We start from the raw sequence: 18,198 nt of genomic DNA on the forward strand, positions 1-18,198 counted from the left end.
GCGCGTGGGCGGTGTCCGGGCACCCGCGGGCACCCGCCGGGGGCCTGCCGAGGGGTGCCGGAGCACGCCCGGGAGGCGGGATCGGGTCCTTCGTATGGACGCGGCGTGACGGGAGTGGAAAGCTCGAATGACCGCGGGCGTCGCAGGAGCCGCCGGTGACGCGGTGCCGCGAGTCCGCGCCCACAGTGACCTCACCGTGCACGGGAGGCAGGACCATGGGCGACAAGGCGCACACACATCCCGGGGCCGCCGGCAGGGCAGCGGCGGTCGACCGACCCGCGTCCCTACGGAACGTGGTGCTGGTCGGCCACTCCGGAGCGGGCAAGACGACCCTGGTGGAGGCCCTCGCGCTGACAGCGGGAGCGGTGAACCGGGCGGGCCGCGTCGAGGACGGCGGCTGCGTCTCGGACCACGACGAGATCGAGCACCGGCAGCAGCGCTCGGTGCAGCTCTCCCTGGTGCCCGTCGAATGGGACGGCATCAAGATCAACCTTCTGGACACGCCCGGCTACGCGGACTTCGTCGGGGAGCTGCGGGCCGGCCTGCGGGCCGCGGACGCGGCGCTCTTCGTCGTCTCCGCCTCCGACGGCGTGGACGGCTCGACCCGCATGGTGTGGGAGGAGTGCGCGGCCGTGGGCATGCCGCGGGCCATCGTGATCACGCACCTGGAGGCCGCCCGCGCGGACTTCGAGGAGATGACCCGGGTGTGCGCCGGGGCGTTCGGCGCGGACGACCCCGACGCGGTGTTGCCGCTCTACCTGCCGCTGCACGGCCCCGAGGGCCCCGACGGGCACGCGCCGGTCACCGGCCTGGTCGGGCTGCTGACGCAGAAGCTGTTCGACTACTCGACCGGGGAGCGCAAGGAGTCCGAGCCGGGCGAGGACGAGCTGCCGCGCATGGACGAGGCCCGCGGCCGGCTCATCGAGGGGATCATCGCCGAGAGCGAGGACGAGACCCTCATGGACCGCTACCTCGGCGGCGAGCCGGTCGACGTCGAGACCCTGGTCAAGGACCTCGAGCGGGCCGTCGCACGCGGGGTGTTCTTCCCCGTGCTCGCCGCCGCCCCGGCCGCCGAGGGCGCCCGGCAGGGCATCGGCACGGTGGAACTGCTGGAGCTGATCGTCCGGGGCTTCCCCACCCCCCTGGAGCGCGAGGCGCCCGGGGTGACCACGGTCGACGGCCGCCCGCGCGAGCTGACGCCGTGCGCCCCGGACGGGCCACTGGTCGCGGAGGTCGTGAAGACCTCCTCCGACCCGTACGTCGGCCGGGTCTCCCTGGTGCGCGTCTTCTCCGGCACCCTGCGCCCGGACGAGACGGTGCACGTCTCCGGGCACGGGCTGGCCGACCGGGGCCACGAGGACCACGACGTCGACGAGCGGATCGGCGCCCTGTCCACGCCGTTCGGCAAGCAGCAGCGCCCCGTGTCCCACGCCGTCGCGGGCGACCTGGTCTCCGTGGCCAGGCTGAGCCGCGCCGAGACCGGCGACACGCTCTCCGCCAAGGACGACCCGCTGCTGATGACCCCGTGGGAGATGCCCGATCCGCTGCTGCCCCTCGCCATCCAGGCGCACAGCAAGGCGGACGAGGACAAGCTCTCCCAGGGCCTGGCCCGGCTGGTCGCCGAGGACCCGACGATGCGCCTGGAGCAGAACCAGGACACCCACCAGGTGGTGCTGTGGTGCCTGGGCGAGGCCCACGCCGACGTCGCCCTGGAACGGCTGCGCAGCCGCTACGGCGTCCAGGTCGACGTCGTCCCGCACCGGGTCTCCCTGCGGGAGACGTTCGCGAACCGGTCGGCGGGCCGGGGCCGGCACGTCAAGCAGTCCGGCGGCCACGGGCAGTACGCGATCTGCGAGATCGAGGTGGAGCCGCTGCCGGGCGGCTCGGGCATCGAGTTCGTCGACAAGGTCGTCGGCGGCGCCGTGCCCCGGCAGTTCATCCCCTCCGTGGAGAAGGGCGTACGGGCCCAGGCCGCCAAGGGGGTGGCCGCCGGCCATCCGCTGATCGACGTCCGGGTCACGCTCCTGGACGGCAAGGCGCACTCGGTGGACTCCTCGGACGCCGCGTTCCAGACGGCGGGCGCGCTGGCGCTGCGGGAGGCGGCGGCCGACGCGAAGATCCATCTGCTCGAACCGGTGGCCGAGGTGAGCGTCCTGGTCGGCGACGACTACGTGGGGGCCGTGATGAGCGACCTGTCCGGACGGCGCGGCCGGGTGCTGGGCACCGAGCAGGTCAGCGGCGGGCGCACGCTGGTGCGGGCCGAGGTGCCGGAGATCGAGATCGGCCGGTACGCGATCGACCTGCGGTCCCTGTCGCACGGCACGGCCCGTTTCGACCGCCGCTACGCCCGGCACGAGCCGATGCCGCCGCAGGTCGCCGACCGGTGGCGCCAACAGGAGCGTGAGGCCTCCTAGTCGGCGCGCCGGGCGCACAACGGAGCGACGGCACAGGGACGTACGGAACTCTTCGCTCCGAACAGGTGGGCGGCTTCGGCCGTCCACCTCCGCGCGCCGGCCGGTGCCGATACGCTGATGACCTGATCAACAGGTGTGCGGGGCAGGGAAGTCGGGAAGGCCGCAGGTGCAGAGGCGGCGGCAGTGGGGGCGGCGGTGACGGACGGATTCGATTTCAGTCCAGGGGCTCAGATTCCCCTGTCGGGTGCGGCGGGGCAGACGGCGGCGACGTTCGCGCTGGCCGCCGCGGCCTACCGGGACGACGAAGTGGACAAGATCAAGGAAGCCGACAACGAGTGGCACCAGTCCACGGTCAAGCCGCCCCGCCCGTGGGCGAGGATCCTGCGGCCGCGGCTCGGCGAGGCGTTCTCCCGGGCGGTCATCGACCGCATGCTCGGCGCCGGCCGCAAGCCGCTGATCCAGTCCTTCGGCCTGGAGCCCCAGGTGGTCGTGGAGCACTGCCTGGCGGCCCACCGCATCCGCCGCGAGCGTGACAACTGGCTCGCGGCGGTGACCGTGCTGTGCGGGGTGCTGTTCCTGCCCGGCTTCCTGGTGTGGCTGCTGGTGTTCGTGCTGCGCACCACGATGAGCCGCCGGGAGGACAGGCGCGCCGGGGTGCTCGCCACCACCCTGCTGGTCGCCATGGGCGCGCTCGCCGCGCTCTTCCTGGTCAAGATGCCGTTCCACGGCTTCTGGGCGTGGTACGCCCGCGCGGCCGTCGTCATGCCGGTCGTCGGCTGGTTCTGGGCCAAGCAGATCTGTGAACGCACCGCGCGCGACCTGCGCGAGCGCTGGGAGGGCCTGCTCTCCGGCGGCGGCGTCGGCGCCAAGATCCCGGAGGCGGTCCCCGGCAACCCGGGCGACGCCGCCGAGCAGGTGCGCAAGGAACTCGCCCGGCTCAGCGCCGAGCAGCGGTCCAACTCGGTCTTCTACGCCGGCCCCAAGGGCATACTCGGCATGGGCACCCGCTGGGGCAGCTGGCAGCTGGCCGAGGACCTGGTGTCGGCAGAACCGGGCAAGGAGTTCCACCCGTTCCGCAGCTGGGACGTGATCACCGCCATCCAGGGCGGCCTCGGCATGCTGGAGCGCACGTCCATCAACACCGGCGGCTTCCCCAAGCCCACGATCACGCACTGGATCGTCACGCCGATCGGGGAGAACGCCAAGGAGGTCGCCCGGCCGGGCGGCACGGACGTGGACGCGTACACCATCCGCAGCCACGCCGTCCAGGACATCTGCAACAAGCAGCAGTTCGGCAGCGGCGACCGCCACTACCTCGGCGTGCAGTGGACGCTGTGGGACGGCCACCTGGTGATCACCATGCTCATCACGGTCACCGTGCTGCACGACACCCTGCGCATCGAGGTCACCGGCCACGCCCTGGGCCCGGTCCACCCGCTGTTCAACGGCAAGCCCGCGGCCAAGGAGAAGGAGGTGCAGAAGGCGTTCCGGTTCTGGGAGACCCGTAAGGTGAAGCTGCCCCTGATCGACGCCGACGAAGTGGTACGCCTCGCCGCCCGCGCCCCGCTGACCTGGTATCCGCCGCTGCTCAACTGGCTCGGCGGCAGCCTGGGCCTGCCCGAGCCGTTCGGCCTGCGACACGCCTGGGCCGACCAGCCCTGGCGCCACCGCTTCATGGCCGACGACGCGCTGCGCGCCGCCACCCCGGTGCTGCGGGTGGTGCACGCCGCCGCGCTGAAGGTCCTCAGGGAGAACGGCGTGAACGTGGAGAAGTTCGGCAACCGCTCGTCGGTGCTCAGCGGCGCGGTCCAGGACGCCTCGCCGAGGAAGGCCGACCTGTACGACGCGTAGGGCCGGCCCGCGGGGGCCGGGTCTACTCGGGCCAGGCCTCCGCGAGCATCTTCCGGGTGTCCGCGAGCAGCTGCGGCAGGACCCGCGTGTGGCCGACCACCGGCATGAAGTTCGTGTCCCCGCCCCAGCGGGGCACGATGTGCTGGTGGAGGTGGGCGGCGATGCCCGCGCCCGCCACCGTGCCCTGGTTCATGCCGATGTTGAACCCGTGGGCGCCCGAGGCGGCCCGCAGCGCGCGCATGGCCTGCTTGGTCAGCTCGCCCAGCTCCGCGGTCTCGGCCCCGGTGAGGTCGGTGTAGTCGGCGACGTGCCGGTACGGCACGGTCATCAGGTGGCCGCCGTTGTACGGGTACAGGTTGAGCACCGCGTACACCTGCTCGCCCCGCCGGACGATCAGGCCGTCCTCGTCCGACTTGGCCGGGATGGCGCAGAAGGGGCAGCCGTCCTTGGCCCCCGGACCGGTCGGCTTGTTCTCGCCCTGGATGTAGGCCATCCGGTGGGGCGTCCACAGGCGCTGGAACGCGTCCTGCGTCCCCACTCCGATCTGCTGCTCCGGCTCACTCGTCATGCAAGGCAGCATATGGCTTCGGCTGTTCGCGGCGTGTCGGCGGGGCGCCCGGGGCGCGGGATGCGGCCAAGCTGGGCCGGTGGATGACGACAGCCCTGTGACCCGCTGGGAGCGGCGGGTGGACGCGCCGCTCGCGGTGGCGTCCCTGCTCTACCTCGCCTCGTACGCGGTGCTGGTCCTCGGCGAGGGCCTGCCCACGGCCGTGGCCGTCGGCTGCCGGGCGGTGCTGGCCGTGAGCTGGGCGGTGTTCGCCCTCGACTACGGCGTGCGCTGGCGGCTGAGCGGCCGGGGCGCGCACTTCGTGCGCCGGCACTGGCTGGACACGCTGGTCGTCCTGCTGCCCCTGCTCAGGCCGGTGCGGATCGTGCGGGTCTACGACGCCGTGCAGCGCCGGCGCGGGGGTCCGCGGTGGCCGTTGCAGGCGCGGGTGATGCTGTACGCGGGCCTGTCGGCGCTGCTGCTCGGACTGGCGGCGTCCCTGAGCGTGTACGGCGTGGAGCACCGCGCCCCGCACGCCACGATCCGCACGTTCGGCGACTCGGTGTGGTGGGCCTGCTCGACGCTGGCCACGGTCGGCTACGGCGACGTCGTGCCGGTCACGGCGACGGGCCGGGTGGTGGCGGTCGGCCTGATGGGCTGCGGGCTGGCGCTGCTGGGCGCGGTGACGGGCTCGTTCTCGTCGTGGCTGATGCAGCGTTTCGCGCAACCGGGCGACGAGCGAAGGCCCCCGGGGAGCTGAGTCTCCCGGGGGCCTACGGCGTGGCGGATCAACGGGGCCGGATCAGACCTGTGTCCGCTCCTCGACGACCTTCGCGATCTTCGCGATGGCCTCGTCGAAGGGGATGCCGTTCTCCTGGGAGCCGTCGCGGTAGCGGAAGGAGACGGCGTTGTTCGCCATGTCCTCGTCGCCCGCGATGACCATGAAGGGCACCTTCTGCTTCTGGGCGTTGCGGATCTTCTTCTGCATGCGGTCGGAGGACGAGTCGACCTCGACCCGCAGGCCCTTCTTCTTCGCCGCGGCGGCGAACTTCTCCAGGTACTCCACATGCCCGTCGCCGATCGGGATGCCGAGCGCCTGCACCGGCGCCAGCCAGGCCGGGAACGCGCCCGCGTAGTGCTCCAGGAGCACGGCGAAGAAACGCTCGATGGAGCCGAAGAGCGCGCGGTGGATCATGACCGGGCGCTGCTTGGAGCCGTCGGCCGCCGTGTACTCCAGGTTGAACCGCTCCGGCAGGTTGAAGTCCAGCTGGACCGTGGACATCTGCCAGGTGCGGCCGATCGCGTCCTTGACCTGGACGGAGATCTTCGGGCCGTAGAACGCGGCGCCGCCCGGGTCCGGGACCAGCTCCAGGCCCTGCTTCTCACCGACCTGGCGCAGGGTCTCGGTGGCCTCCTCCCACACCTCGTCGGAGCCGACGAACTTCTCCGGGTCCTTGGTGGACAGCTCCAGGTAGAAGTCGGTCAGACCGTAGTCGCGCAGCAGGTTCAGCACGAAGGTGAGCGTCTTGTCGAGCTCCTCGGCCATCTGCTCGCGGGTGCAGTAGATGTGCGCGTCGTCCTGGGTGAAGCCGCGCGAGCGGGTCAGGCCGTGCACGACGCCCGACTTCTCGTAGCGGTACACGGTCCCGAACTCGAACAGGCGCAGCGGCAGTTCACGGTAGGACCGGCCGCGCGCGTCGAAGATCAGGTTGTGCATCGGGCAGTTCATGGGCTTCAGGTAGTAGTCCACGCCCTCGTCGAGCTGCATGGGCGGGTACATGCCGTCGGCGTACCAGTCCAGGTGGCCCGAGGTCTCGAAGAGCTTCCCCTTGGTCGCGTGCGGGGTGTAGACGAACTCGTAGCCCTCCTCCTCGTGGCGGCGGCGCGAGTAGTCCTCCATGACCCGGCGGATCGTGCCGCCCTTGGGGTGGAAGACGGCCAGGCCGGAGCCGATCTGGTCGGAGATCGAGAACAGGTCCAGCTCGTTGCCCAGCTTGCGGTGGTCGCGCTTCTCGGCCTCGGCGAGGAAGTCGAGGTGCTGCTTCAGCTCGTCCTTGGACGGCCAGGCGGTGCCGTAGATGCGCTGGAGCATCGGGTTCTTCTCGCTGCCGCGCCAGTAGGCGGCCGCGTTGCGCATCAGCTTGAACGCCGGGATCAGGCGGGTGGAGGGCAGGTGCGGACCGCGGCAGAGGTCCTTCCAGCACAGCTCGCCGGTCTTGGCGTCCAGGTTGTCGTAGATGGTCAGCTCGCCGGCGCCGACCTCGACGTCCGCGCCGTCGTCGGCCGAGGCCGAGCCCTTGAGGCCGATCAGCTCCAGCTTGTACGGCTCGTCGGCCAGCTCCGCGCGGGCCTCCTCGTCGGTGACCACACGGCGGGCGAACTTCTGCCCGCGCTTCTGGATCTCCTGCATCTTCTTCTCGATGGCCTTGAGGTCATCGGGGTGGAAGGGCCGCTCGACGTCGAAGTCGTAGTAGAAGCCGTCCCGGACCGGCGGGCCGATGCCCAGCTTGGCCTCGGGGAACAGCTCCTGCACGGCCTGGGCCATGACGTGCGCGGTGGAGTGGCGCAGGATGTTCAGGCCGTCCTCGGAGGAGATCTCGACGGCCTCGACGGTCTCGCCGTCCTGGACCTCGTACGCCAGGTCCCTCAGTTCGCCGCCCACGCGCGCGGCGACGATCGAGCGCTCGCCGGCGAAGAGGTCGGCGGCCGTGGTGCCCGTCGTCACCGTGCGCTCTTCCCGCTCGGAATCGCGTTGGATGATCACACGGACGTCTGACACCGGTCTCTCCTGACTGAAGGTGGGTGCGGCGCCATACCGGGAGCGCGCGCATGACTGGGATGGTACCGAGACACGGGTGCGCTCCGCGAAGCGGTTGTCCCTCAGGCGTCCGGGGCGGGCTCCTGCCCCGGGTCCGGGTCCCCGAAGAAGTCCGTGTCCTTCGGCTCCTCCTGCAGCGACTTCATCAACCGGTCCCGCTCCTCGTCGTCCACGTGCACGGGGACGACCTCGCAGGCGCCCGTGAGACGGCGGAAGCCGCCCCGGCTCTCCAGCCGGCCGAGCACCCGCACCGGCAGGCCGACGAGGTGGGCGTGCCCGGCGGTGCGGTAGTCCTCCTCGTCCAGGGTCACGCGGACGTAGGGCACCTCGGCGCCCGAGAGCACCCGCAGCCGCACCGTGCCCTCGCCGTGCGGCTGGGTCCTGCGCATCCGGACCACGGCGCCGGTGACACGTACGGGTACGGACGGCTCGGTGCGCAGGTAGCGGGCGCCCGCCTCGCGCAGGACGGGCAGGTCGCCGGGCGAGAACTCGACGGCCTCGGCGGCGGCGCAGTCCGCCGGGACGCCCGCGGCCGGTGCCCAGTCGACCGCGATCCGGGCACCCTCGGTGCCGCGCACCAGTGCGACCAGGGCCTCGGTCAGCTCGCGGCTGGCGCCGGCCCGGACCGCGCCGTCGAAGACGTCCAGGGCGCCGGTGGCCCGCCGGTAGTCGATGGCCTCGCGGACGGCGTGGACCGCTTGGTGGAGCCGTACGGCCAGCGGCCGGGCTGGATCGACGGGCACGAGCGCGGTCAGGCTGCCGCCGCCGGTCGCGGAGCCGACGAGGACGTGACCGAGGCAGGCGGCGGCCGGGCGGCGGTGCCGTGCGCCGTGGTACCCGGCACGCGCGCGCGTGGCGAGCGCGGCGGCGAGCAGCGTCTGCCGGGCGGCGGAGCGCAGCCGCTCCTCGACGGTCCAGGGCGCGGTCCCCGCGGGGCCGCCCGGCACGTCCCGCCACCAGTGGATCTCGTCACTGGGCACGGCGAGGGCGACCAGCACGGCGCGCGCGGACGGCGTCCGGCTGCGGGCCAGTGCGTCCAGCGCCTCGCCGAGCAGGTCGTCGCTGTCGGGGAAGGCCCGGCTGACGGGCACCAGCAGGCTCGTCGCGGCGCCGCCGGGCCCGGGCGGTGTCCAGCGGCCGTACTGTCCGGCAGCACCGCCGTGCCGCAGCCAGCCGTGCCGGTGCAGCAGGGCGGCGAGCACGGCCGGGTCCACGTCGGCGGGGCGGGGGGTGCCGGTGTCGACGGGGTGCGGTCGCACCGGCCGCAGGGGCTCGTCGAGGGGGCGGTGCGTCATGGTCTGCCTCCCGTCCCGACCCGCGTCATGATCTCGCACAGGGCCCGGTCGTCGAAGATGCGCGCGGTCGGTATGCGCACGGTGGTGCGGTGCCGGCCCGTGACGGGGTGGCCGGCGAGGTTGACCCAGTAGCAGCAGTGCCTGAGGTCGAGCCGGTCGTGCCCGGCCCGCAGCCACTGGCCCTGGGAGCGCGGCACGATCATCACGACAAGGATCTTGTGGACCGAGACCGGGGTACGGGCGAGCTTCGCCAGGTGGGCGTTGTCCAGGGTGAAGGAGAAGTACGGGCCCGGCGGGTGGGGCGGGATCTGGTACGTGCACTTCAGCTGCACCTTGATGGTCACCTCGTCGTCGACGGTGTGTCCGGGGGCACTGTGGCTGACGTGCCAGTCGATGCCGTTGTCCGGGAAGGGCTGGGACAGCGAGCAGCCGGCCGCGGCGGCGACCGCGTGGAGGTAGCCCACCTGCAGGGTCTCCATGCAGGCGGTGGTGGCGAGCGTGCCGCGCCGGGTGCCCGCGCGGTCGGGCAGCAGCCCGCCCCGCTCGGGCTGCGCCATCACCATGACCAACAGCCTTCCGAACCAAGGTGATTACCGAGTGAGATGCCGAGTGCAGTGCTGAGCGAACTGCTGAGTGCGTGCCGAAGTGAATGCCGGGTGGTTGCCGGGTGAGTCGTCGGGGCGCGGGCCCCGGTCCCCGCGGCGGGTCCGTGAACTGCAAAGACCCGTACTCCTGTTGTCTCCTTCCGGCGTACGGCGCAAACGGCCCGGGTATCACCGGATCGGGCGGCGGACGGCACGTCAGCCGCCCGGGTGGAGCGAGGAGTTGGTCGACATGACGTGCTGCTGGTACGAGGGGCCGCTGGCCGCCTTCGACACGGAGACCACGGGCGTCGACGTCGAGACCGACCGCATCGTGTCGGCCGCCGTCGTCGTCCAGGACGCCCCGGGGGCCCGGCCGCGCACGGTGCGCTGGCTGGTGAACCCGGGGGTGCCCGTGCCCGAGGCCGCGACGGCGGTGCACGGGCTGACGGAGGACCATCTGCACCGCAACGGGCGCTGGCCCGCCCCGGTGATGCACGAGATAGCCGAGGAGCTGGCGGAACAGGCCGCGCTGGGCCGCCCGCTCGTGGTGATGAACGCGCCGTTCGACCTGACGCTGCTCGACCGGGAGCTGCGCCGGCACCGCGCGTCCTCGCTGGGCCGCCGGCTGGAGGCGTCTCCGCTCTGCGTGCTCGATCCGCGGGTGCTGGACAAGCACCTCGACCGCTACCGCAAGGGCCGGCGCACCCTGACCGATCTGTGCGCGCACTACGAGGTGGCGCTGGCCGACGCGCACGACGCGGCGGCGGACGCGCTGGCCGCGCTGGAGGTCGTCCGGGCGCTCGGCCGCCGCTTCGCGGCCCGGCTGGAGCGCCTGTCCCCCACCGAGCTGCACGCCCTGCAGACCGGCTGGCACGCGGCACAGGCCCGCGGCCTGCAGGCGTGGTTCGCGCGCACCGGCACGGAGGAGACGGTGGACCCGTCCTGGCCGCTGCGCCCGCAGCTGCCCGCGGCGGCATGAAGAAGGCCGGTCCGACGATGCGGACCGGCCTTTCCCGGTGGGCGATACTGGGTTCGAACCAGTGACCTCTTCGGTGTGAACGAAGCGCTCTCCCACTGAGCTAATCGCCCGGGAACGCACTGAACAATACAGGGCCCCGGGGCCTTCCTTCAAACCGCTTCGAGGTGCGCCGCCAGCCCGCGCCGTCCGGCGCGCATCATGAGCCGGTGGTTGAGCCGGAAGACGGGCCTGCCCGGTACGGCCAGCCGCCTGAGCAGCGGTTTGTGCACGTCGACGACCTGGTCGTAGCGGACCAGGGTGCCGGTGCCGCGCGCGGCCAGGGTCCAGCACGCCCAGCCGTCGACGTCCCCGCTCATCGCCACCTCCAGGACACCGGCCGCCGGATCGCGACGCACCTCGCGGGCGGTGAAGGTCATGTCGTACGGCAGGAGGGAGCGGATCCGGATGACGCCGGTGACGTCGTCGGTCCGCCGGACCTCGCGCACCTGGCGCCACCACCGCGGGTAGTCCTCGACCCTCTCCAGTGCCGTGTACACGGTGGCGGGCGGCGCGGGCAGGGGCCACAGGCTGCGGAAGCGGTAGTGCGTCCAGTCCATGGACCCAGTCTGCCCGACGGCGCGGCCGGGACCGCCCCCGGCCGGAGGACGTCGCCTGTTCCTGTCGTACTGCCGAAGGGAAGTGACGGGGTTTCGGAAAACGCCCGGTGGATTTACGCCGGAGTCCCGGGGCCGGAACTCCTCCCGAAAGAAAGCGGTCTCAAAAGTCCGCCGGTCCCAAAAGTCCGTCTTCACTGATCTTCGGATACTTCTTCTCGAAGAGAGCAATGATGCGGTTGATCCCTGCGGTGCGCTCCCCGGCACACCGTCGCAAGTAACGGACCGTCACCGCACTGGCGGCCGCCCCGCTTTCGGTGCCGCCCCGCAGGACACGAAAACGGCCCGCCTGCGTGTTCGCAGACGGGCCGTCGTCCGGGTGGGCGATACTGGGTTCGAACCAGTGACCTCTTCGGTGTGAACGAAGCGCTCTCCCACTGAGCTAATCGCCCGGGCACAGGAAGAACATTACCGCATGTCAGGCAGTGCCCGGGACCAGGGGGCCGGAAGGGGCCGCGGGCGGACCGGACCGCCTTGCGCCGGCCCGGTCCGGCCCGGTCACTGGTTCCTGATCTCCCAGGGCATGACGAGACCGAACTTCCACAGGTAGACGCCGAGCAGGACGGCGATGATCACGACGCCGGTCACCGTCAGGATGATGTTGCGGCGGCGCACCTCGGGGTCGAGGGCCCGCTGGGCCGCCTCGGTGACCTTGCGCTTGGTCCAGCGGAGCACCAGCTGGGCCCAGACGAACTCGGTCGCCCAGATCGCCATGCCGCCGAAGATCACCACCCAGCCCGGTCCGGGCAGCGGGAGCAGGATGACGCCGGTGACGACGACCGCCAGACCGACGACGAAGACACCGACCTGCCAGCTCACGTGGAGCACGCGGCGTGACCGGATGAATTCCGGCGCCCGGGAGCCGAGGCCCCGCCGGCCCTGCCCCTCGTCCGCCTCCGCCTCCGTCTTCGCTCCGTCCGACGCCCCGGCAACCTCACCCCGCCGGTCACTCCCCGTATTCATACGGCTGAACCCTACCGGAGAGAAACCCGTCACCGGAATGGGCGTACCGCCCGAACGGGTTCTCGGCCGGAAGAGTTACGTAAAGCCAGGCAAAACACTCAGAGGGGTTTACAACGGCACCGTAGGTGGCATGTCGATTTCGCCGACGTGCGAATCCCCGAGCGCACACTGAGCGAAAGGCCCTGGCGCTTATGAACACCACGGTCAGCTGCGAGCTGCACCTGCGCCTCGTTGTGTCGAGCGAGTCATCCCTGCCTGTCCCCGCAGGCCTGCGGTACGACACGGCCGACCCCTACGCCGTGCACGCCACCTTCCACACCGGAGCCGAGGAGACCGTCGAGTGGGTGTTCGCCCGCGACCTCCTCGCCGAAGGGCTTCACCGTCCCACGGGAACGGGCGACGTCCGAGTCTGGCCGTCGCGCAGTCATGGTCAGGGCGTCGTGTGCATCGCCCTGAGTTCCCCGGAGGGCGAGGCCCTGCTCGAGGCCCCTGCGCGGGCCCTGGAGTCCTTCCTGAAGCGGACGGACGCGGCCGTGCCCCCCGGCACGGAGCGCCGGCACTTCGATCTCGATCAGGAGCTGTCGCACATCCTCGCGGAAAGTTAGCGGTAGGCCGTCGAGGCCCTTCGAGCTGCCCGTTGCCGTCCACTCGGGGAGACGGCTCGGGCCAGGACAACCGCACACAGGACGCACCGGTTTTGGACCTCCCGCCGGGGGGCCGTCGCCGGTGCGTGCCCGTGCGCCCGCGCATGGGGTGACGGCGCAGCCACTACCATCGGCCTGCATCGGCGGGCGTGTGCCCGATCCCCAGGCCAGGGAGCGAAACGTGCTGATCACCCACGACACCCGGTGCGCGCTCGACACCGTGGTCGATCTGGTGAACACCGCGCCGGAGGACGACGCGGCGCCGGACGGGCTGGCGGACGTCGCGGCGCTCGCGGACTTCGTACGAAAACACGAGATGAGCGATGTGGGGATCCTCTCGGCCTTCGATCTCTCGTCGGTGCGCCGCATCCGCGGCCGGTTCGCCGGGATCTTCGCGGCCCCGGACCCCCGTACCGCCGCCGGGCTGATCAACGAGCTGGTGGCCGCCGCGGGTACCACTCCCCGGCTCACGGACCACGACGGCTACGACTGGCACGTGCACTACTTCGCCCCCGGAGCCTCGGTCGCCGACCACCTGGCGGCGGACTGCGGCATGGCGCTCGCGTTCTTCGTGGTCGCTGGGGAGCAGGAGCGTCTCAGGCGCTGCGAGGCGCCCGACTGCCGACGGGCCTTCGTCGACCTCTCCCGCAACCGCTCGCGGCGCTACTGCGACAGCCGGACCTGCGGCAACCGGCTGCACGTGGCCGCGTACCGGGCGCGGCGCAAGGAAGCGGCGGGCTGACGGCCCACATCGCTCCCGGTGGTGCCGTGGTCCCCGGCGGGTGACGCCGAGGAGCCACGCGTACGGCTCACAGCAACAGCAGGTCGTGCAAAGCAGCCATGAGCAGCAGACTCCCGATCACCGCCAGGAAGATCATCAGCGGTGGCTGGGAAAGGGCGAAGAGGCACCCGCGCGGCTTGTCCTTCTGCGGCGCGGCCTCACTCTGGGTCGTGTCCACCATTTCGCGGCGATGATGACGCAGTCGGCACCCGGCGCGCGATCAACACGCACGGAATGTCCGGGACGTCGCCGGATTCCATGATCTTCGCTTCGGATCGGGCTCGGGCCTGATCGTTTCCGGGATCACTTGGGGAAGCGGGGCCGGGGCCCTCCGTCGACCAGGGCGCCTCACGGACCCGTCATATGCCGTGCTTCTTCAGGATCGCCTCGATGTCGCTGAAGTCCTCCTCCGCGCGGGGCGCGGACGCCGGGCGGGAGGCAGGGGTGCCGGCCGGGCGGGCAGCAGGCCGGCCGGACGCTCCGAGGGAGGGCGCGGAGGCGGCCGGAGCCACCGCGTCGGGCGCCGCGGCGCGGGCCGCCGCCCGGCGCTCCTTGCGCGTACCGCCCCGGCGGCGCTCGACCGCACGGGTGGTCGCGAAGAGCACCCAGGCGCAGCCGAGCAGGCCGAAGCCCGCCCAGGCGGTCGGGCTGAAGGCGGTGGACGCCAACCAGCCGACGACGCCGGTCATCACGAGTGCGACCGGGACGAGGGAGTAGGCGGCGACGCGGGCCGCCGCGAGGAATCGCCTGCGGTACGCGGTGACCGCGGCGATGCCCAGGCCGGCCGCGGAGACGGCGGAACAGACGGTCTCGGCAATCATCCGGTCCTCCATGCGGCGCTCTGCGGTCGGGGCGGTTCGTCCCTTCCATCCTGCACCGTCCGCGGGCCGGGAGGCCACGGCCGGGACGGACATCAGGGAGATCTCCGGGTCGCCTCCTCCGCAGGTGCCGCTCGACGCCGCCCCGGACGGTGATCGTCCCGGACGGTGCTCACCCGGGCGCGGGTGGGCCCCGGACAGTGCTCGCTCCGGACGCTCATGGGCCCGGACGGTGCTCGCCCCCGGCGCGGACGGGCCAGGACGGCGCTCGCCCCGGGCGCTGCTCGCTTCCCTCTGTGATTGGGCCCCGCGCGGCTGGCCTGGAAGACTGGGGGGCATGAGCGACTCCTCCCCCGCACGCACGGTCCCCGTTCTCGAGGTCTGGTGCGAACTGCAGTGCCCGGACTGCCGCACCGCGCTGGACGACCTGCGCGCGCTGCGCGCACGCTACGGCGACCGGCTGGAGCTGCGGCTGCGGCACTTCCCGCTGGAGAAGCACCAGCACGCCTTCGCCGCCGCGCAGGCCGCCGAGGAGGCCGCCGTGCAAGGGCAGCTGTGGCCGTACGTCGAGGCGGTGCTCGCCCGGGTCGAGGAACTGGGCCGTGCGGGAGAACCCCTCCTGGTCGAGGTGGCCCGGGAACTGGGCCTGGACGCCGACGAGTTCGACACCGCGCTCATCGACGGCCGGCACATCCTGATCGTGGACGCCGACCAGGCCGAGGGCAAGGCGATCGGCGTGACGGGCACGCCCACGTACGTGGTGGACGGCGAGCGCCTGGACGGCGGCAAGAGCCAGGAGGGGCTGCGCGAGCGCGTCGAGGAGATCGTCGACCGGCTGCTGGCGGGGTCCGGACCAAAGGACTGACGGCCGCCGGCCGCCCTACGGCCGTTCCCTCACGGCGGTTCCTCGTCGTCCCACGGTCCCTCGTTCCTTCACAGCAGTTCCTTCACAGCGGTTCCTTCACAGCAGTTCCTTGTAGAAGGAGTGGAGGACCGGGCGGTATCCGAGGGAGTCGTACAGGCGCTCCGCGGGGGTGTTGCCCGCAAAGACGTTGAGGCCCACGACCCGTTTGCCCGCGGCCACCGCCTGCGCCTCGGCGAGGAGCATCAGGGAGCGGCCGTGGCCCCGGCCGCGGAAGCGCGCGTCGGCCTCGACGTCGTAGACGTAGGCCCTGTCCTCCTCGATGGCGACCCACAGGGTGCCGACCGGGGTCCCTTCGTGCTCCAGGACGCTGAGCAGCACGCCGGGGGACGCCGGTCCCCGGGGCAGTAGCCTGGCGTGGTCCGCCTCCGACTTGGCGCGGGCCTCCTCGGGGGGCACGCCGCGGTCGATCCAGGTCTGCGCGTAGGTGGCCTTGCCCCGGGCGATCCACGGCCCGTACTCGTCCTCGGTCAGCGGTCTGCCCCGGGTTCCGGCGGGCAGTTCGGGCGCGGTCGTGCCCAGTTGCTTCTCCATGCCGCGGTTGCGCTGGACGTAGCCGAGCGCCGTCACCAGCCGGAGCCCGGCCGCCTCACCGGCCGGCACGGCGATCTCGATGCGCCGGCAGCCCCAGCCGCGCGCCACCTCCTCGGCGGCCAGCGCGGCCACGGTGCCGCGGCCCCGCCCGCGATCCGGTGCGTCGATGCGCAGTTCCTGGATCCGGGCCACGGCCGGTCCGAAGACGGGGTGGGTCGACAGGTGGGTCACGCCGACGGGGCGGCTGTTCACGCAGACCTGGTAGCGGCGCGAACGGGTTCCGTCGGCGTGGTGCTGGAGCGGCTCGGTGGGCCGCAGGGTCGTGGTCATCACGGGATTTCTACCCGCCACGACCGCCCGCGTCAGCCCATTTTCCGCACCCGGTCCGCCGGGCCCGTACGGGGACGGACGCCGGGCCGGCGCGGGCCCGGGCACGCCACCGCTCGCCTACGGGTCCAGGTCGTCGCCGGAGCGTTCGGTGAAGATCCGCATGGCCTTCGCCGTCACCGGGCCCGCCGTGCCGGGCAGCGCGCGCTCGTCCACGCGGTGCACGGCCTGGACGTCGCGCAGGGTGGAGGTCAGGAAGACCTCCTCGGCCCGTTCCAGGACGTCGAGCGGCAGGTCGGTCTCCTTGGCTCCCGTCCACTCGATCGCCAGCGCCCGGGTGATGCCGGCGAGGCAGCCCGAGGCGAGCGGCGGGGTGTGGATCTCGCCGTCCAGGACGACGAAGACGTTGGAACCGGTGCCCTCGCAGAGCCGTCCGGTGGTGTTGCCGAACAGAGCCTCGGAGGCGCCGTGTTCGCGGGCACGGGCCAGGGCGACGACGTTCTCGGCGTAGGAAGTGGTCTTCAGGCCGGTGAGAGCGCCGCGTTCGTTGCGGGTCCAGGGGACCGTGACGGCGGCGGTGGAGTCGGGGCGGGGGGTGGTCGCGCCGAGGGCGACGACGAGGGTCGTGCCGTGCTCGCCCCGGTCGGAGCCGAGGGGGCCGTCGCCTCCGGTGTAGGTGATGCGGAGGCGGCCGAGCGGCGCCGGGTCGGCGTCCAGGACGGCGGCGCAGGCGCGGCGGATCTCGTCGTGATCGGGGTCGGGCAGGCCCAGGCCGCGCGCCGAGCGGGTCAGCCGGTCCAGGTGGCGGGTGAGCGCGAACGTCTTCCCCCCGGTCGCCTTGACCGTCTCGAAGACGCCGTCGCCCACGGTCAGCCCGTGGTCCAGGACGGAGACGCGTGCGGACTCGGTGTCCCGCAGCCCGCCGTCGAGCCAGATCTTCATTCCCGCAGGTCCTCTCCGCCGTCCTCGTACGCCCCTGACGCTACCGCGAGCAGCCGGCCCGCCTTCAGTTCGGTCTCGTGCCATTCCCCGTCCGGGTCGGAGTCCCAGGTGATGCCGGCTCCGGCACCGAAGCGCAGCACGGCCGGGGCGCCGGGTCTCCCGCCGGGCCGGTCGATCCAGAAGGTGCGGATGCCCACGGCCAGCTCGCCCGTGCCCCGGTCGGCGTCGACCCAGCCGACGGCGCCGCAGTAGGGGCCGCGGGGGGCGGTCTCCAGGGAGTCGATCAGGCGCAGGGCGCTCGACTTGGGGGCGCCGGTGATCGAGCCGGCCGGGAAGGCGGCGGCGAGCAGCTGCGGCCAGCCGGCGTCCGCGCGCAGCTCGCCGCGGACGCAGGAGACGAGGTGGACGAGGCCGGGGTACTTCTCCACGGCGCACAGGTCGGGCACGGTGACACTGCCGGTGGTGCAGACGCGTCCGAGGTCGTTGCGGACCAGGTCCACGATCATCACGTTCTCGGCGTAGTCCTTGGTGAGGAGTTCCGCCTCGGTGCGGGCGGTGCCCTTGATCGGACCGGACTCCACCGCGCGGGCGGCGCGGCGCAGGAACAGCTCCGGGGACGCGGTGGCGATCTCCACGCCGTGCCCCGGCAGGCGAATCGTTCCCGCGTACAGGCCGGGGTTGCCGCGGGCCAGCACGGCGGTCAGCGCGTCCACGTCGGCGTCGGGGGTGACCGGCGCGGACAGCACGCGGCAGAGGTTGACCTGGTAGACCTCGCCGACCGCGATGTGCGCGCGGATGCGGCGCACGGCCGCCGTGTACGCGGCGCGGTCGAGGGAGGACGTCCAGTCACCGGCGGCCGGACCGCGCCATGCGCCGCGCGCCGGGGCGGGCACGGGTTCCTGGCGTACGTCGCGGAAGCGGGCGCAGGTCAGGCGGCCCTCGTAGTCGGCGGCGACGGCCCAGAAGCCGGTGGAGTCCAGGGCTGCGGGATCACTGGTGACGTCGGTCAGGCCGGTGGCGACGCGGTCGCCGAACCGGGCCAGCGGGGGGAGGTCGAGCACGCCTTTGAGTCTAGGTCCGGAGTCCGGCTGGTGGTCCCTGTGCGTCCCGGCGGGGGCCTGACCAG

At 72.5% G+C, this 18,198-nt stretch carries 18 protein-coding genes and 2 tRNA genes; 7 read left to right on the top strand and 13 right to left on the bottom strand.

What is annotated here, in order from left to right; translation table 11 throughout:
• Window positions 1-215: 215 nt before the first annotated feature.
• Together ACFC02_RS01600 and ACFC02_RS01605 are read left to right on the top strand one after the other, a co-directional pair.
• Window positions 216-2,414: an elongation factor G-like protein EF-G2 gene (locus ACFC02_RS01600; protein ID WP_376350655.1), complete on the top strand. Its 2,199-nt coding sequence runs from the start codon at window positions 216-218 to the stop codon at window positions 2,412-2,414.
• Between the two features lie 195 nt (window positions 2,415-2,609).
• On the top strand, window positions 2,610-4,265 hold the full coding sequence (locus tag ACFC02_RS01605; protein ID WP_376350658.1) for a hypothetical protein: 1,656 nt from the start codon (window positions 2,610-2,612) through the stop codon (window positions 4,263-4,265).
• 22 nt (window positions 4,266-4,287) lie between these two features.
• Here ACFC02_RS01605 and ACFC02_RS01610 read toward each other — a convergent pair whose 3' ends face one another.
• Window positions 4,288-4,845 carry an HIT domain-containing protein gene (locus ACFC02_RS01610; RefSeq protein WP_376350660.1) on the bottom strand — a complete coding sequence of 186 codons (558 nt, stop codon included), beginning with the start codon at window positions 4,843-4,845 and terminating at the stop codon, window positions 4,288-4,290.
• Window positions 4,846-4,912: 67 nt separating this feature from the next.
• Between ACFC02_RS01610 and ACFC02_RS01615 the strand changes: the two genes are divergently transcribed.
• Window positions 4,913-5,572 (top strand): potassium channel family protein, encoded by a 660-nt coding sequence (locus tag ACFC02_RS01615; RefSeq protein WP_376350663.1) that lies wholly within the window; start codon window positions 4,913-4,915, stop codon window positions 5,570-5,572.
• 42 nt (window positions 5,573-5,614) lie between these two features.
• Here the strand turns inward: ACFC02_RS01615 and thrS are convergent, their stop codons facing one another.
• From thrS to ACFC02_RS01630, 3 genes are all read right to left on the bottom strand, one after another.
• The gene (gene thrS / locus ACFC02_RS01620) at window positions 5,615-7,591 is read right to left on the bottom strand and encodes a threonine--tRNA ligase (protein ID WP_376350666.1); all 1,977 of its coding nucleotides are present in this window, start codon (window positions 7,589-7,591) and stop codon (window positions 5,615-5,617) included.
• A 101-nt stretch (window positions 7,592-7,692) separates the two neighbouring features.
• Window positions 7,693-8,925: a hypothetical protein gene (locus ACFC02_RS01625; RefSeq protein WP_376350668.1), complete on the bottom strand. Its 1,233-nt coding sequence runs from the start codon at window positions 8,923-8,925 to the stop codon at window positions 7,693-7,695.
• On the bottom strand, window positions 8,922-9,488 hold the full coding sequence (locus ACFC02_RS01630) for a DUF4365 domain-containing protein (protein ID WP_376350671.1): 567 nt from the start codon (window positions 9,486-9,488) through the stop codon (window positions 8,922-8,924). The genes ACFC02_RS01625 and ACFC02_RS01630 overlap by 4 nt, the downstream gene beginning before the upstream one ends.
• 271 nt (window positions 9,489-9,759) lie before the next feature.
• Between ACFC02_RS01630 and ACFC02_RS01635 the strand changes: the two genes are divergently transcribed.
• Window positions 9,760-10,488 carry a 3'-5' exonuclease gene (locus tag ACFC02_RS01635; protein WP_360965392.1) on the top strand — a complete coding sequence of 243 codons (729 nt, stop codon included), beginning with the start codon at window positions 9,760-9,762 and terminating at the stop codon, window positions 10,486-10,488.
• A 38-nt stretch (window positions 10,489-10,526) separates the two neighbouring features.
• Here the strand turns inward: ACFC02_RS01635 and ACFC02_RS01640 are convergent.
• From ACFC02_RS01640 to ACFC02_RS01655, 4 genes are all read right to left on the bottom strand, one after another.
• A tRNA-Val gene (locus tag ACFC02_RS01640) sits at window positions 10,527-10,598 on the bottom strand.
• Between the two features lie 39 nt (window positions 10,599-10,637).
• Window positions 10,638-11,084, bottom strand: coding sequence for an SRPBCC family protein (locus ACFC02_RS01645; protein WP_376350673.1), 447 nt, complete (start codon window positions 11,082-11,084; stop codon window positions 10,638-10,640).
• Between the two features lie 377 nt (window positions 11,085-11,461).
• A tRNA-Val gene (locus tag ACFC02_RS01650) sits at window positions 11,462-11,533 on the bottom strand.
• A gap of 106 nt (window positions 11,534-11,639) precedes the next feature.
• On the bottom strand, window positions 11,640-12,104 hold the full coding sequence (locus ACFC02_RS01655) for a TIGR02611 family protein (RefSeq protein WP_376350676.1): 465 nt from the start codon (window positions 12,102-12,104) through the stop codon (window positions 11,640-11,642).
• A gap of 191 nt (window positions 12,105-12,295) precedes the next feature.
• Between ACFC02_RS01655 and ACFC02_RS01660 the strand changes: the two genes are divergently transcribed.
• Together ACFC02_RS01660 and ACFC02_RS01665 are read left to right on the top strand one after the other, a co-directional pair.
• Window positions 12,296-12,709 (top strand): SsgA family sporulation/cell division regulator, encoded by a 414-nt coding sequence (locus ACFC02_RS01660; RefSeq protein ID WP_376350679.1) that lies wholly within the window; start codon window positions 12,296-12,298, stop codon window positions 12,707-12,709.
• Between the two features lie 220 nt (window positions 12,710-12,929).
• Window positions 12,930-13,490 carry a CGNR zinc finger domain-containing protein gene (locus ACFC02_RS01665; RefSeq protein WP_376350682.1) on the top strand — a complete coding sequence of 187 codons (561 nt, stop codon included), beginning with the start codon at window positions 12,930-12,932 and terminating at the stop codon, window positions 13,488-13,490.
• Window positions 13,491-13,557: 67 nt separating this feature from the next.
• Here the strand turns inward: ACFC02_RS01665 and ACFC02_RS01670 are convergent, their stop codons facing one another.
• Both ACFC02_RS01670 and ACFC02_RS01675 read right to left on the bottom strand, forming a co-directional pair.
• A complete protein-coding gene (locus ACFC02_RS01670; RefSeq protein ID WP_199811652.1) occupies window positions 13,558-13,710 on the bottom strand; it encodes a hypothetical protein in 153 nt (50 codons plus the stop codon).
• Between the two features lie 178 nt (window positions 13,711-13,888).
• The gene (locus tag ACFC02_RS01675; protein WP_376350685.1) at window positions 13,889-14,350 is read right to left on the bottom strand and encodes a hypothetical protein; all 462 of its coding nucleotides are present in this window, start codon (window positions 14,348-14,350) and stop codon (window positions 13,889-13,891) included.
• Between the two features lie 334 nt (window positions 14,351-14,684).
• On the opposite strand from ACFC02_RS01675, the gene ACFC02_RS01680 reads away from it, so the two are divergent.
• Entirely contained in the window at window positions 14,685-15,212 is a 528-nt protein-coding gene (locus ACFC02_RS01680; protein WP_376350687.1) for a DsbA family protein, read from the top strand.
• Between the two features lie 96 nt (window positions 15,213-15,308).
• On the opposite strand, the gene ACFC02_RS01685 is transcribed toward ACFC02_RS01680, so the two are convergent.
• From ACFC02_RS01685 to ACFC02_RS01695, 3 genes are all read right to left on the bottom strand, one after another.
• The gene (locus ACFC02_RS01685) at window positions 15,309-16,133 is read right to left on the bottom strand and encodes a GNAT family N-acetyltransferase (RefSeq protein WP_376350690.1); all 825 of its coding nucleotides are present in this window, start codon (window positions 16,131-16,133) and stop codon (window positions 15,309-15,311) included.
• Window positions 16,134-16,250: 117 nt separating this feature from the next.
• Window positions 16,251-17,072, bottom strand: a complete 822-nt coding sequence (locus ACFC02_RS01690) for an aminotransferase class IV (RefSeq protein WP_376350693.1) — start codon at window positions 17,070-17,072, stop codon at window positions 16,251-16,253.
• Entirely contained in the window at window positions 17,069-18,133 is a 1,065-nt protein-coding gene (locus ACFC02_RS01695) for a chorismate-binding protein (RefSeq protein WP_376350695.1), read from the bottom strand. The genes ACFC02_RS01690 and ACFC02_RS01695 overlap by 4 nt, the downstream gene beginning before the upstream one ends.
• Window positions 18,134-18,198 lie beyond the last annotated feature (65 nt).

It is taken from the genome of Streptomyces sp. NPDC056160 (assembly GCF_042268205.1).
Lineage (GTDB): Bacteria > Actinomycetota > Actinomycetes > Streptomycetales > Streptomycetaceae > Streptomyces.

Bases quoted from the DNA above. Each gene is read 5' to 3' on its own strand.
- ACFC02_RS01600 (WP_376350655.1), top strand. From the start codon at position 216: ATGGGCGACAAGGCGCACACACATCCCGGGGCCGCCGGCAGGGCAGCG.
- ACFC02_RS01610 (WP_376350660.1), bottom strand. From the start codon at position 4,845: ATGCTGCCTTGCATGACGAGTGAGCCGGAGCAGCAGATCGGAGTGGGG.
- ACFC02_RS01625 (WP_376350668.1), bottom strand. From the start codon at position 8,925: ATGACGCACCGCCCCCTCGACGAGCCCCTGCGGCCGGTGCGACCGCAC.
- ACFC02_RS01630 (WP_376350671.1), bottom strand. From the start codon at position 9,488: ATGGTGATGGCGCAGCCCGAGCGGGGCGGGCTGCTGCCCGACCGCGCG.
- ACFC02_RS01635 (WP_360965392.1), top strand. From the start codon at position 9,760: ATGACGTGCTGCTGGTACGAGGGGCCGCTGGCCGCCTTCGACACGGAG.
- ACFC02_RS01645 (WP_376350673.1), bottom strand. From the start codon at position 11,084: ATGGACTGGACGCACTACCGCTTCCGCAGCCTGTGGCCCCTGCCCGCG.
- ACFC02_RS01655 (WP_376350676.1), bottom strand. From the start codon at position 12,104: ATGAATACGGGGAGTGACCGGCGGGGTGAGGTTGCCGGGGCGTCGGAC.
- ACFC02_RS01660 (WP_376350679.1), top strand. From the start codon at position 12,296: ATGAACACCACGGTCAGCTGCGAGCTGCACCTGCGCCTCGTTGTGTCG.
- ACFC02_RS01670 (WP_199811652.1), bottom strand. From the start codon at position 13,710: ATGGTGGACACGACCCAGAGTGAGGCCGCGCCGCAGAAGGACAAGCCG.
- ACFC02_RS01675 (WP_376350685.1), bottom strand. From the start codon at position 14,350: ATGATTGCCGAGACCGTCTGTTCCGCCGTCTCCGCGGCCGGCCTGGGC.
- ACFC02_RS01680 (WP_376350687.1), top strand. From the start codon at position 14,685: ATGAGCGACTCCTCCCCCGCACGCACGGTCCCCGTTCTCGAGGTCTGG.
- ACFC02_RS01685 (WP_376350690.1), bottom strand. From the start codon at position 16,133: ATGACCACGACCCTGCGGCCCACCGAGCCGCTCCAGCACCACGCCGAC.
- ACFC02_RS01690 (WP_376350693.1), bottom strand. From the start codon at position 17,072: ATGAAGATCTGGCTCGACGGCGGGCTGCGGGACACCGAGTCCGCACGC.